The sequence below is a fragment of the Mesotoga sp. UBA5847 genome, from assembly GCF_002432735.1.
Lineage (GTDB): Bacteria > Thermotogota > Thermotogae > Petrotogales > Kosmotogaceae > Mesotoga.
The window spans coordinates 13,417-25,756 of sequence record NZ_DJGL01000038.1 but is presented as its reverse complement, the minus strand read 5'-3'; the positions used below and the strand labels follow the sequence as shown (position 1 = coordinate 25,756).

Annotated in this window: 12 protein-coding genes; 4 read left to right on the top strand and 8 right to left on the bottom strand. The window is 45.8% G+C overall.

Annotation, left to right across the window (positions count from 1 at the left end):
* Positions 1 to 144: 144 nt before the first annotated feature.
* The 7 genes from B3K91_RS04260 to B3K91_RS04230 form a co-directional block, all read right to left on the bottom strand.
* Complete coding sequence (locus B3K91_RS04260; protein ID WP_292591770.1) at positions 145 to 1,050, bottom strand: ABC transporter ATP-binding protein; 906 nt, start codon at positions 1,048 to 1,050, stop codon at positions 145 to 147.
* A 44-nt stretch (positions 1,051 to 1,094) separates the two neighbouring features.
* Positions 1,095 to 1,976 (bottom strand): RNase adapter RapZ, encoded by an 882-nt coding sequence (gene rapZ / locus B3K91_RS04255; protein ID WP_292590770.1) that lies wholly within the window; start codon positions 1,974 to 1,976, stop codon positions 1,095 to 1,097.
* 590 nt (positions 1,977 to 2,566) lie between these two features.
* A complete protein-coding gene (locus tag B3K91_RS04250) occupies positions 2,567 to 2,740 on the bottom strand; it encodes a hypothetical protein (protein ID WP_292590772.1) in 174 nt (57 codons plus the stop codon).
* Between the two features lie 694 nt (positions 2,741 to 3,434).
* Positions 3,435 to 3,944: a zinc ribbon domain-containing protein gene (locus tag B3K91_RS04245; RefSeq protein ID WP_292590774.1), complete on the bottom strand. Its 510-nt coding sequence runs from the start codon at positions 3,942 to 3,944 to the stop codon at positions 3,435 to 3,437.
* Positions 3,945 to 4,181: 237 nt separating this feature from the next.
* A complete protein-coding gene (locus B3K91_RS04240; RefSeq protein ID WP_292590776.1) occupies positions 4,182 to 4,676 on the bottom strand; it encodes an aminoacyl-tRNA deacylase in 495 nt (164 codons plus the stop codon).
* A gap of 28 nt (positions 4,677 to 4,704) precedes the next feature.
* Positions 4,705 to 5,787: a peptide chain release factor 1 gene (prfA, locus tag B3K91_RS04235; protein WP_292590778.1), complete on the bottom strand. Its 1,083-nt coding sequence runs from the start codon at positions 5,785 to 5,787 to the stop codon at positions 4,705 to 4,707.
* Complete coding sequence (locus B3K91_RS04230; RefSeq protein WP_292590779.1) at positions 5,787 to 6,836, bottom strand: type IV pilus twitching motility protein PilT; 1,050 nt, start codon at positions 6,834 to 6,836, stop codon at positions 5,787 to 5,789. Before B3K91_RS04230 ends, prfA begins: the two co-directional genes overlap by 1 nt.
* A 139-nt stretch (positions 6,837 to 6,975) precedes the next feature.
* Between B3K91_RS04230 and B3K91_RS04225 the strand changes: the two genes are divergently transcribed.
* The 3 genes from B3K91_RS04225 (at position 6,976) to rbr (ending at position 10,114) form a co-directional block, all read left to right on the top strand.
* Positions 6,976 to 8,412, top strand: coding sequence for an alpha-amylase family glycosyl hydrolase (locus B3K91_RS04225; RefSeq protein WP_292594053.1), 1,437 nt, complete (start codon positions 6,976 to 6,978; stop codon positions 8,410 to 8,412).
* On the top strand, positions 8,409 to 9,356 hold the full coding sequence (locus B3K91_RS04220) for a cation diffusion facilitator family transporter (protein WP_292590781.1): 948 nt from the start codon (positions 8,409 to 8,411) through the stop codon (positions 9,354 to 9,356). Before B3K91_RS04225 ends, B3K91_RS04220 begins: the two co-directional genes overlap by 4 nt.
* Positions 9,357 to 9,520: 164 nt before the next feature.
* Positions 9,521 to 10,114, top strand: coding sequence for a rubrerythrin (gene rbr, locus B3K91_RS04215; protein ID WP_207759726.1), 594 nt, complete (start codon positions 9,521 to 9,523; stop codon positions 10,112 to 10,114).
* 51 nt (positions 10,115 to 10,165) lie between these two features.
* Here the strand turns inward: rbr and B3K91_RS04210 are convergent, their stop codons facing one another.
* Positions 10,166 to 11,431, bottom strand: coding sequence for a patatin-like phospholipase family protein (locus tag B3K91_RS04210; protein ID WP_292590782.1), 1,266 nt, complete (start codon positions 11,429 to 11,431; stop codon positions 10,166 to 10,168).
* 325 nt (positions 11,432 to 11,756) lie between these two features.
* Here B3K91_RS04210 and B3K91_RS04205 point away from each other — a divergent pair.
* Positions 11,757 to 12,340, top strand: a 584-nt coding sequence (locus B3K91_RS04205; protein WP_292594051.1) for a serine hydrolase domain-containing protein, incomplete at its 3' end; no start/stop codon positions are given.

Below are 12,340 nucleotides of genomic sequence, written 5' to 3'. Positions count from 1 at the left end.
ATGGGCAGGAACACCGTCAAAAAGATCTGCAAGAAAGAGAAGAAGAGTTTTGTGGGTTCCTGAGATATAGATTCAATACGATTACTCTCTGAAGTAGCATGGAGAGGAATACTTCAAGATCCCTCTCCCAAATAAGCATTGCCTCTACTCTGTCAACTTCAAAGAGCCCGCTCCTATCTTATTCTTTGTAGCTTTGTCGAAAAGCAAGTAGTTGACTGAAGGAAAGGAGATCTCCATCTTCGAATCAACTACGAAATCGACTCTTCCAAAGACGACTATTGAGAACATCGTGTTCTTGATCTTTGCCCTCACCACTGTCTCCATTCCAGAAGGAAGCGTTGAGTAGATAACACAACTATTTGCTCCGTTGTACGGGTTTAGCGTGATGTCCTCCGGTCTCAAACCTATTATTACTTCGTCACCGTTCTTAACTTCTGCCTCTTTGCTCTTGAAAATCATCTCCATGGTGAGTTCGGCGGTTTCAAGAGAGACTCTATCTTTCTCAGCGCCCTTAACTGCGGCATCTAGGAAATTCATTGAAGGATTCCCGATGAAATCTCCGACGAAGATATTGGACGGCTGATCGTATATTACGAGCGGCGGCGCATATTGCTGGAGAACGCCCTCTTCAAGAAGACAGACCTTGGTTGCCAGAGTCATCGCTTCCAGCTGGTCGTGGGTAACGTATACGACAGTCGATTCGATTTCTCTGTGGAGCCGTTTCAACTCGGCTCTCATTTCCATTCTCAGTTTGGCATCCAGGTTAGAAAGCGGCTCATCCATCAAGAGCACCTTAGGATTTGGAGCGAGGGTTCTTGCAATTGCTACTCTCTGTTGCTGACCGCCCGAAAGTTCTGAAGGATACCTGTCAAGAAGATCGCTTATCTTGACGAGATCGCCCATTTCCTTTACGCGTTTTCTGATCTCTTCTTTGCTCCACTTCATGTTTTCAAGACCGAAAGCAATGTTCTGATAGACGGTCATATGTGGCCAAAGCGCATAATTCTGGAACAAGAGGCCGACATACCGCTTATCCGGAGATAGGTTAATCTGCTTCTCACCTGAAATACCTCCAAAATTAGCAAGAATATGGATCAGGAGTTCTCTTTATGTATTTTTTGCTCTCTGTGATCAAGCGAAAGCCTTACACTATCTATCTTGAGCGCTTCGTACAGACGTTCGGCGATATACACAGACCTATGCTTGCCCCCGGTACAGCCAATAGCTATCTTGATGAAGTTTCTTCCGCTTCCCGCGAATCCCTCTATCGTTATCCTGCATAGTCTCAAAACAGTGTCGAAATAGCTTTCGATTTCCGGATAGGTCTCCAAATAATCCTTAACTTGTTTGTCCATTCCTGTGAGCTCTATGAGATCCTCGTAATAATAGGGGTTGGGAAGGAATCTCACATCGAAAATCAGGTTGGCATCATGAGGCACTCCTTCATTATAAGAGAAGCTCTCTATTTCTATTCTCATAGGTGGAAGCGAATATCCCTTGCCGCTAATTATCGAAACAATTGCCTCTTTCATCTCTTTCATATCCATTCTTGAAGTATCGATAACATGACCACAGTGCAGTTTCAGCGGCTCCATGATACTTCTTTCCTTCTGAATCGCTTCTTCAAGTCCTATCTCTTCCTGGAGAGGATGTGCTCTTCGCGTCTTCTGATATCTGTAGTACAGAACCTCGTCCTCAGCATCGAGGAAAATCGATGTTACTCCCAATCCTCTCTCTTTAAGCGATTCAATGCTCTCAATTACCTTATCCATTCCGCCGAACTTCTTGGCCGTACGAATATCGATTACGACGGCACTCTTGTCGATTTCCTGCTCGCCGATTATTCTTACAAGCTCTTCAATAATCGAAGGAGGAACGTTGTCCATGCAGAAGAAGCCAAAATCCTCAAGAACATCGATTGCCGAAGACTTTCCGGCGCCGGACATTCCGGTTACAACGATAATAGATGAAGACATTCGTAGCATCACCGCCCAAATGGAAAACATAATTAGAAAACGAGAAATAGAAGATTCTATATTTAATTATACAACAGTTTGTAATAACTCCAATTAGTAGCACGACGCCAGACCGGATTCATGTCTTTCGACATTGTTTTCTCAACTACTGATTCATCCTAACCCCGTGAGACTTCCCAAGATCAATAGATGCGAGTTTTCAGCCTACATTCGTTGTTATAGATAACCTCAATTGCCGTAGAAGAGTTCTAAATCCTTCTTCAGCTCTTCCAGAGCCTCGGGATTAACATAGATCATATGGCCGCCCTCGTAGACTCTGTGAATGATGTTGGCACGAAGAGAATCCGAGATCTTGATATGATCAATGCTATAGGCAACCGATTCAAAGGGGTACTCAAGATCAACCTTCCTCCAGCGACGAAAACTCTTAGATAGGGCGCTCTGGTCAAAGCATGTGAAAGGGCGTCACTTGCATCGGGAAATCCCAGGTTAAGTGAATCAGGCATTTCTGGCTCAACTTTGCCGCCCTCCCAATTCCTGTTCAGATACACTTCTGCGTTCCCGCTCACTTTCGGTAAGGCAGATTTGTTTCATATCCTATCTCTCTGGATGTAATCATTTGCGCATGTCTTCAGCTGCCCCGAAAGATTGAACATTGTGCCATCATTTGAGGCCCCAATACATGGTCCGATTGCCGTTATTCTTGAGTCATACGCGCTCAGGGAGCGGTCGCTCTCTTCTAGCAGCAATGTACAGAAGTCCACCTGGTTCATCCTTAGATTTCGTTGATAGAATAAGGCCGAGCTGATCCCTGTAAGCATTTCCAGAATCTCTGCTATACTCCGTTTTCTATCGTCGGCAAGCTTGTTTCCCTCCCAGAGCGCGCTTACATACTCCTCCTTTACCCATCTACTTGCCTCTTCAACAAGAGTCTCCAGCTCACCTTAGAGACCTTGCTGTGAAACCAGGCAGAAGCGACATAGGCAGGAGTTCAGAGAGCAAATGCCTTGTCCTCCGTTGAACTCCACTGGATAGTTCCGAGATCGAAGACCGGGGAGATGAAAATCAGTCCTGAAGGACAAACTCGAGCGAGGATCTGTTCTTCGTTCCCAGATCCGCTGTACGCTTAAGACCGAACAAGGACCCGCTGATCGCTGTGAGATTAAGTTCCCCCATCAACTTTTAGTGGCAAACGGATTTTGGTCTTCCAAGCGTTCAGCGCTCAGCGCTCAGCGAAAAGCGGCTCTTTCCCTGCGAAGCAGGCATTGCTATCCTGATGCTCTTCAGTGCCTTGCGTCTAATGTTTTGTTCTTCTTAACGCCTATAGCTTGCAACTTGGAACTGACAACTTGCAACTGTTCTTTCGAAGGACGGGTCCATGATCCGGGACGAAGGACCAAGGACGTCTCCTCACAGCGCACAGATCTTCTGCTGCCATGCATCTCGGAGTCTTTTTACTCAGTCAAGATTGAAATCGTGTCCACAGTTCTTGCAGAAACGATTCTCTTTTTTGTTCAACATATAGCAAAGGCTACATTTCTTGTAACCAGTGAGAGAGGTTCCGCAACTGGAACACTTGCTTGCCTTGTCGTCATTCTCTGTGCCGCACTCCGGACACCTAGAATAACTCTTACTCTTCTTCTTCTCGATTCTTGCCTCTCTATCGGAAACAAAGGTGTAGTCGTAGGTCATTTCCTCCTGAACTTCGCTCCTGCTAACGGGTTCCTGTTCACTAACAGGACCGGAGAAGCTCTTCGTCTTCGCCATGCCTAGAAGCATTCTCCCGAGGGTTGTTGCGATGAAGCCCAACACTATAAAAACGAATACACTTCCAAAAACAAGGCTTAGATACGGAGCCAGAAAGAAACTAGCAAAGCTAAGCATTATCAAGCCTATGCCGACACCGTAGACTATTCCACCGATAACTTTGATTACTGTTCTCACTGGATCACCAGAGCGGATGTACATTTCACCACCGTCCTTTCAATTCAATTGTACAATGTCTTTCAATATGATCAACTTAGATTACTCACAGTTCCTTTTGAGATGGGAAAGAAAAATGTAGAATTGATTGACAGGAGTTTGAAGGGAGAGAAGATTGATGGAGATTTCTACGGTTCTGCTGCTACTGGCCCTTTTCTTCGGAATAGTTTCCGTTCTAGTGATAATTTTCAAAATCTAATTGCCAAGCGTAGCCCGGAACTCTCAGTGTTTCTCTTTGGAGAACGAAGCGACATTACCTTTCGTAGCGACAACCAGATCCGTCGGCCTTAACCATATCTGAAGGCCCCGCTTGCCAGCGCTCATAGAAATCCTCTCTTCACTCAAGACTTCTCCATCTATATAGACTTTGAAGCTCTTGTTCATCGCCAGAGGAGAGACCCCTCCCCTGACGTAACCTGTAATAGCTAGAAGCCGGTCTGAGGAGACCGTTTCGATATTTCTATCACCAGTTATCTCCGGAAGCTTCTTCATATCGATTTCCCGATGCCCACCGAGACAGCACACGAAGACACCGCTTCGATCACCTTTGAGTACGATTGTCTTCATCGTTTTAGGAGCTGAAAGTCCAAGTTCGGAAGCGACCTTAACAGCGCCCAGATCACTTTCGTCAACTTCGTACTCAAGAACCTCATACTCTATGCCGAGACCGTCCAGAATCCTTGTTGCGTTTGTTCTTAGAGGCTTCTCATTCTTCATGCTCTGTCTCCGTAGAAGAGGCTCTAGACTAACCGATAAGTTTCCTGTGGAGCAGTTCCAAACGCTTGTTTATATCTGCAGCGGAAAGCTCTGTTACCAGTTCGTCGAGGTCGCCGTCCATTATATAAAGAAGTCTGTAGCTGGTGAAGTTAATCCTGTGGTCAGTGACCCTGTTTTGAGGGAAGTTGTATGTTCTTATCTTCTCACTTCGCTCTCCAGTTCCTATTTGCGTTCTTCTGGTCTCGACAATTTCATTTTCCGCCTTAGAGCTATACATCTCGTAGAGTTTTGCACGAAGTATCTCGAGGGCCCTGGCCTTGTTCTGGTGCTGAGATCTCTCCTTCTGTACCGCAACAACGATTCCCGTTGGTTCATGAACTATCCTGACCGCTGAATCTGTCTTGTTAACATGCTGACCGCCTGCTCCTGAAGCTCTGTACGTATCGATTCTTAGGTCGGCAGGATCGATTTTGACTTCCGTCTCGCTGACTTCAGGAAGAACCGCCACTGTGGCGGTCGAAGTATGGATCCTTCCGCCGGATTCTGTAGAGGGAACTCTCTGGACCCTGTGGACTCCGCTTTCATACTTCAGTTTGCTGAATACGCTCCGACCTCTTATCTGAAATACGATTTCTTTTAATCCGCCGATGTCTGTTTCATTGGAATCAATGATCTCTGATTTCCAGTTGTTTCGCTCGGCATATCTGCTGTACATGCGGAATAGATCCGCAGCGAAGAGAGCCGCCTCTTCGCCGCCAGTTCCCGCTCTTATCTCGATAATTATGTTTCTATTGTCTGATAGATCGGGGACCAGTAGTCCCTTTAGATTCAGTTCCTGTTTCCCAATGCTATTCTCAAGGTCTGATATTGTCTGGGCTATCTCTTCCTGTTCGCTCTCACCGGCAGAATTCTTCATCTCATACCATTCGTCAAGCTCGCTTTTCATCGATTCTATGTCATTGTAGAGATTTATGATCTCGGAAAGCTCGGAATGTTTCTTGCCGTACTCCATAAGTTTATCGGGATCGGAGGCAACTTCTGGTCTGGAGAGCTCCCTTTCAACTTCCTTGAATCTCTCCCTGAATACTTCCATTATCTTTTCTAGATCCATTAGAAGGCCCTCCTGGCCATGGCGTTCGCATCTCTCGCATAGTTCTGAAGTTGATCCTTGTCGATAATGCCCTTCTTGAAAGCATCCATCAACGCATCATCAAAGGTAACCATTCCAAACTTAATGCCGGCTTGCATCATAGATTCTATCTGATGAAACTTCTGTTCCCTGATAAGGTTCCTTATCGCCTGGTTCACAACTAGAATCTCAAGAATTGCAATCCTCCCTTTGCCGTCTCTTCTTCTCAGCAGCCTTTGGTAAATGACAGCCAGCAAGGTATTTGCAAGCTGCATTGCTATTTGGTTCTGCTGATGAGGTGGGAAGACTCCGACTATCCTTTCGGGAGTGGTGGCGGCAGAATTCGTATGAATCGTTGAGAAAACAAGGTGACCGGTCTCCGCAGCGGTCATCGCAAGTTCCATAGTCTCGCTATCTCTCATCTCGCCAACGAGAATTACGTCCGGGTCCTGCCTCAAGGCATACTTAAGGCCGTTGTAGAAGGACTTGGTATCGGGTCCAAGCTCCCTCTGGTGAATCAAAGCGGTCTTTTGCTCAAAAACATACTCTACAGGATCCTCTATAGTTATGAGGTGTGCATTCCTTGTTCTGTTTATGTTTTCCAGCATCGCTGCAAGAGTGGTTGATTTACCGCTGCCTGTAGGCCCCGCAACTAGCACGAGTCCCTTGTCCGGCTTGCAGAAGTCTTTGAAAATGGCGGGGTACCCCAGGTCATCTATAGTCTTAACTGTTTTCGGAATGAGCCTCAGAGCTATCACAGGAAGCTTATTTGAGTAGAAGTAATTTCCTCTTACTCTCGATGAGCTGAAGCCAAAAGAGAAATCGATTTCCTTACTGCTCGAGTCCTCAAACTCCATCCCCGTAACTTCCTTAAGCTCAGCAATGATCTTTTTCATCATTATCGCATCGGTAAGAAGCTTGTCCTGAATCAACTCGCCATCGACCCTGTACATCACATAACCTCCGGAAGTCACATGAACGTCGCTCGCATTCATCTGTTCGCCCTTGCTCAGAGTCTCCATTATTAGCATCTTCCACACCTCCTAGAACAGACAAGATTTTAACACAATGCGCTATTGGATAACTATGATAAGATGTAAGATTCTAGGGACAGTGATAGTTCTCGTGAATCGGTTCGATTTCGGACTGCCATAGTCGGGAGGGATGTACGTGTTCTACGAGCTGTATATAAGATCATTTTGCGATGGTAACGGAGACGGAATAGGAGATCTAGTAGGAGCCGAACAGAAACTTGATTATCTTGCAGGTCTCGGTATCGAAGGAATATGGCTCCTACCGATACTTCAGTCGCCGGCATACCACGGTTACAGTGTCACTGACTTTTTCAGCATTAATCCCATATATGGAAATCTCAAAGAGCTGAGAAGCTTTCTTGCTTCAGCACATAGGAGAGATCTGAAAGTGATCCTGGACCTTCCGATCAACCACACTTCTCCTAGTCATGAATGGTTTCTCAGGGCTCTCGACGGCGAAAGACCGTACAGGGACTGGTACCTCTTTCTGCAGAACGAAGACTGGCTAAAGGCAAGAAGACACTGGGACGGGGAGAAGGTATGGACTAATTACTCCGGCCAGTGGGCATACACACTTTTCGGCCCGGGAAGCCCCGATCTCAATTACGAATCAACTTCTCTATGGCAACAGATGAAAGAGGTTCTCACATTTTGGCTTTCGGTGGGATTTGACGGCTTCAGATTCGACGCCGCAAAACACATCTTCGATTTCTCTATAGAGAAGGGAATATGCGAGTATCAGCACAGCAGAAATATCGCGTTCTGGAAAGAGATGACCTCGCACTGCCGATCAATTTCTCCCGATTCGATCTTTGTGAGCGAAGTTTGGGACGATGCAAGAATTGTGGATCTTTATTCTGCGATCTTCGGAATCGGATTCAACTTCCCGCTGGCCGAAGACTTGAAGTCAGCAATTGCCAAGAAGGATCCTGAGCTTCTGGTAATATCATTGAAGACAGATTTGAACAGGTGCTTCAGGGCCAAACGCAGCTATGAATCTGGACTCTTCCTTACGAATCATGATATGAGTCGTTTGGTATCGTCAATGAACGGCGACCGCGAACTCTCGCTCCTTTCAATGTCTGTATTGCTCTCTCTTCCAGGAGTACCCTTTTTCTACTATGGCGAGGAACTGGGCATGGAAGGTGTCTACAATATGTACTTCAACGAAGAACAGCTGGAACCCTTTCTCTGGTATGAGAACGGCTACGGTCCGGGACAGACGGAATGGAAGGCTCTCGGCAAAAACCATCCTCACAGCGGTGTGTCCTATGAAGCGCAAGAAGCTGTCGATGACAGCTACTATATGAGATTCAGGGCTATACTTGAATTCAGAAAGAGTAATCCCTGGCTAAGATTTGCCACAATCAAGAGCGTGAAGCGCAAGGAGACTTTGATAATGTTAAAGGTGACTGGAGAGAGCAAGAGCGCAAACATACTCCACAATCTTGGAACGAAGAAGATTGCTGTCGATTTGAACGCTGATGTCCAAGTGATCAACGGCACCGTATCGAAGTACAGGAACAAGAGATATCTTGGCGCCCTATCCAGTGCGATGGAGGTTACTGAATGAACGAAGATAGAGCTTCAGTCGCCAGAATGGGTTCGATAATAGGCGTAGCTGGAAATGCTTTGCTTGCGGTGATCAAAGTATTTACCGGCTTCTTCACTGGAAGCATGGCTATTCTTGCCGACGGAGTGGATTCAACTACCGACATATTGACATCTATCATAACGTGGATCTCAACATCTGTTTCAAGCAAACCGCCGGATGCTCAACACCCTTATGGTCATGAAAGAGCCGACGCCGTTGCATCCAAAATTGTGTCCATGATTATCTTTTTTGCCGGCGCCCAGCTTGCTATGAGTTCTGTTCAGAAGCTGTTTACCGGAGAGTCTTCCGTCGAGAATCTTGAGCTGGTAATTGTGGTTGCGGCAATCTCTTCCATCACGAAATACTTCCTCTATCGCTACAAGATGAGCATTGGAAAGAAGATTGACTCTTCTGTTTTTGTCGCAGACGCGATGAATATGAAGCTTGACATAGTAATCTCGCTATCCGTTTTGGGAGGTTCGATTTTCGTTGGAGTTACCGGACTGCAGATAATCGACTCGATTGTCGGACTGGTTGTATCAGCGCTGGTAATCAAGACCTCTATCGAGATTTTTTGGGAAACCAACTACGAGCTGATGGATGGACTGAAGCCGGGCGACAATGTTTACAACATAATCTTCGAAGCGGTTGAAAGAGTTCCGGGAGTTCACAACCCTCACAAAGTGAGAGTAAGAAAGATGGGTTACAAGTATCTTGTTGATCTAGACATCGAAGTCGACCCCAGGCTGTCTGTTAGGAACGCCCACTTCCTTGCCAAGCAGGTTGAGGCCGCGATAAAGAAGGATCAGGAAAACGTCTATGATGTACATGTTCACATTGAACCTTCGGGAAATGTTGAAGATGAGAACTTCGGAATAGACTCTTCGAGGGAATTTGGAAAAGACACAGATAAAGACCAGTAGAAACTGAGGTGCCTTTTTTGAGACCAAGTTTCCGTGTCGGTTTTCTTTAGAGAGATTCGTAATTGTAATCGACTTTGTACTATAATTATGTGGAGATGTTCTTTCTCAACCGTAATAAGTTCACACAAAAATATTCGAAAACAATATCTCGTATCGGGGGTGAAATAGTGAATCTAAAAGGCACAAAGACTCTTGAGAACCTAATGAAGGCATTTGCAGGCGAATCACAGGCAAGAAACAGATACACTTTCTACGCTTCCGTAGCCAAGAAGGAAGGATTCGAGCAGATTTCCGCTCTTTTCAGGGAAACTGCCGATAACGAGAAGGAACACGCAGAAGTTTTCTTCAAGCACATCATAGAAGGTATGACAGGCGAACTACCGGTTATGGTCCACGTAGATGCTGACTATCCTGTAGATCTTAGAGGAACGAGAGAGAATCTCAAAGCTGCCGCTGCCGGAGAAAACGAAGAGTGGACGGAACTGTATCCAACATTTGCCGATGTCGCGGAAAAGGAAGGCTTCAGAACTGTTGCAGAGAGCTTCAGACAGATAGCCAAGGTGGAAAAACGCCATGAGACGCGCTATTTGAAACTGCTCGAAAACGTCGAAACCGAAAAGGTATTTAAGAGAGAAGAGAAGGTCCTTTGGAAGTGCGGAAATTGCGGGTATATTCTTGAGGCAAAAGAAGCGCCCGAGCAGTGCCCTGCATGCAAACATTCGAAGGCTTACTTCGAACTCTTCGTTGAGAACTATTAGATCATCTTGAAGACATCTGGGTCCGGTATTGCCGGGCCCTTTTTGGCTCTGCTATTCCAGGCGGGTCAGAGAACTGAATCCATCTTCGAATATCCTGAATTCCTGATCTTCGAGATCTTTCATCTTCGAATTGTCTATTAGAAACTCAAGAAAACTCACTACTCTTTCACAGGCGATATCGTTATACTTTATGTTCTCAAAACTTGAGCGCGCAGCAGAAACGACCCGTCCGATCAGAGTCTGTAAAGTGAATAGCTCCAGCTTCCCAAATTCTAGATGTCCTGCAAGCTTCTCTAGGAGAACCACCCATGTTTCCAAAGGACCGGAGGTTCCAAAATGATCTTGCAATACTGGCATGAGTTGCCCGTAATAAAAGTGGTGAGTAGACTCGCTCTGCCAGGGTTCAATTCCAAAGATAGCTTTTGCCTCTTTCTTTTTCTTTTCTGGCATTGAGAAGAGCGCTTTTGCAATCGTGTCCTGCTTTGCAAAAACATAGTACTCCTCTCCGGCAAGATAAACCAGTTCGCTGAGACAGTCAAGATATCCCTCTTTCATGAAGTTTCGAGAGACTTCGGGATCGAAGTCAAGAACATCTCCATAGAATTCTCTCGGTTTGATTACAAGATGTTTCACTTCATCAAGTCTCTTTAGTGAAACAAGAGTCAGAAGATCTCTAATTCTCTTCGGACCGAGATCGACAATAATAATCTCCTTGAACCCTCTGCTCAAAGCCATATTAACGGGAATATTTCTGTAAATGCCACCATCTATGAACTTTTCCAAGCCAATTTGCTCTCTTCTGAAGACTGGATGATTAGCGCTTGCCAGAATGTAGTCTTTTAGCTCTCCTTCAGGAATATCTTCGATAAAGAGCTCCCTCGGCTCCATATTGCTGAGAGAATAAGTGACGATACCAACATCGATCGGGGCTTTTCGAACTTCCTCTTCCTTAAGGAGACGGCCAAAGTTTTTTCTAAGTGGAGCAGGATCGAACCCGCCGGTCTTGAGTGCACCAATCGCTTTTTCGATCAAGTTGCCGTCAGTTCCATCTACTACCACTTTATTGAAATCGATTTTCAGCCATAATTCGCGTGCGTCTTCGAACTTGTCCATAGCAACTGCCATTGAGTTCAAGGCGCCTACCGACGTCCCATAGACTCCCCCGATCTCAATTCCACAATCCTTCAGAGCCTTCCAGACTCCTATCTGATAAGCGCCTCGGGCTCCGCCTCCAGAGAGCACGAGTCCAATTTTACCGTCGAAATTGACCCTTTCCTTAGCCGGAATAAGAAGTTCGGACAGATTCAACTTACCCACTTTGGTCACCTCTATCCAATTGTATATTAGGCTCCCTCCGAAATCCACAGAAAATTTCCCTCATGGTGCATGTTCAGCTACAATGCTTAAAGGAGGCGCTATATGAGCTTGGAAAGTTTTAGAAAGCGCTTCGCGAAATAACGTCTGAATTGGAGAAGCTAGTTGCAGAAGGTGAGATTCCCGGAATCTACTGCGGGGTACGTTTTAACGACACAGTTGACACTGCCTCTCTTGGGGTCACGAATATCGACCATCCCTTGAAGGTAAATGATGAGACTTTTTTCAGATCGGCTCGATAACCAAGACTTTCGTAGCTCTTGCTGTTATGAGATTGGTCGATGCCGGCAGGATCGATCTGGAAAGACCAATTAAGGAACTCCTCGAAGATTTCGTTCTTTCAGATAAAGGAGCTGAAGAAAAGATCACGATGAAACATCTTCTGACCCATACTTCTGGCACGAAGGGGGATTACTTCAAGGATTTTGGTTATGGTAAGGATGCCCTGGAGAAACTGGTTAGGAACATGTCTTCTCTTCCTCAGATCAACCCTCCAGGAAGAATCCTTTCTTACTGCAATTCAGGTTTCTATGTGGCGGGAAGAGTCATTGAGGCGGTTACCGGGAAGACCTTCGAAGAAGCAATCATCGAACAGGTTTCTGGGCCTCTCGGTCTGGAGAACATTCATTTCTTCCCCGAGGAAATAATAACAGAACGTTTTACGTTCGGGCAGCTGATCGCAGAAGATCGTATATCTATTGCACGTCCTTGGGCCGTTGGAAGAACAATACATCCAGCTGGAGGCATCGTCACTAATATTAAGGAAGCCCTACTTAACTATTCAGCCTTTTATTTTAGTGGCAGAGCTTCGGATAGAAATGGAATCATAAGTGTTGATTCCTTCACAAAACT

What these genes read in the sequence shown, in the direction of transcription:
- B3K91_RS04220 (WP_292590781.1), top strand. Translation starts at nt 8,409, where the DNA reads ATGAACGAAGATAGAGCTTCAGTCGCCAGAATGGGTTCGATAATAGGC.
- B3K91_RS04245 (WP_292590774.1), bottom strand. Translation starts at nt 3,944, where the DNA reads ATGTACATCCGCTCTGGTGATCCAGTGAGAACAGTAATCAAAGTTATC.
- prfA (WP_292590778.1), bottom strand. Translation starts at nt 5,787, where the DNA reads ATGGATCTAGAAAAGATAATGGAAGTATTCAGGGAGAGATTCAAGGAA.
- B3K91_RS04240 (WP_292590776.1), bottom strand. Translation starts at nt 4,676, where the DNA reads ATGAAGAATGAGAAGCCTCTAAGAACAAACGCAACAAGGATTCTGGAC.
- rapZ (WP_292590770.1), bottom strand. Translation starts at nt 1,976, where the DNA reads ATGTCTTCATCTATTATCGTTGTAACCGGAATGTCCGGCGCCGGAAAG.
- B3K91_RS04230 (WP_292590779.1), bottom strand. Translation starts at nt 6,836, where the DNA reads ATGCTAATAATGGAGACTCTGAGCAAGGGCGAACAGATGAATGCGAGC.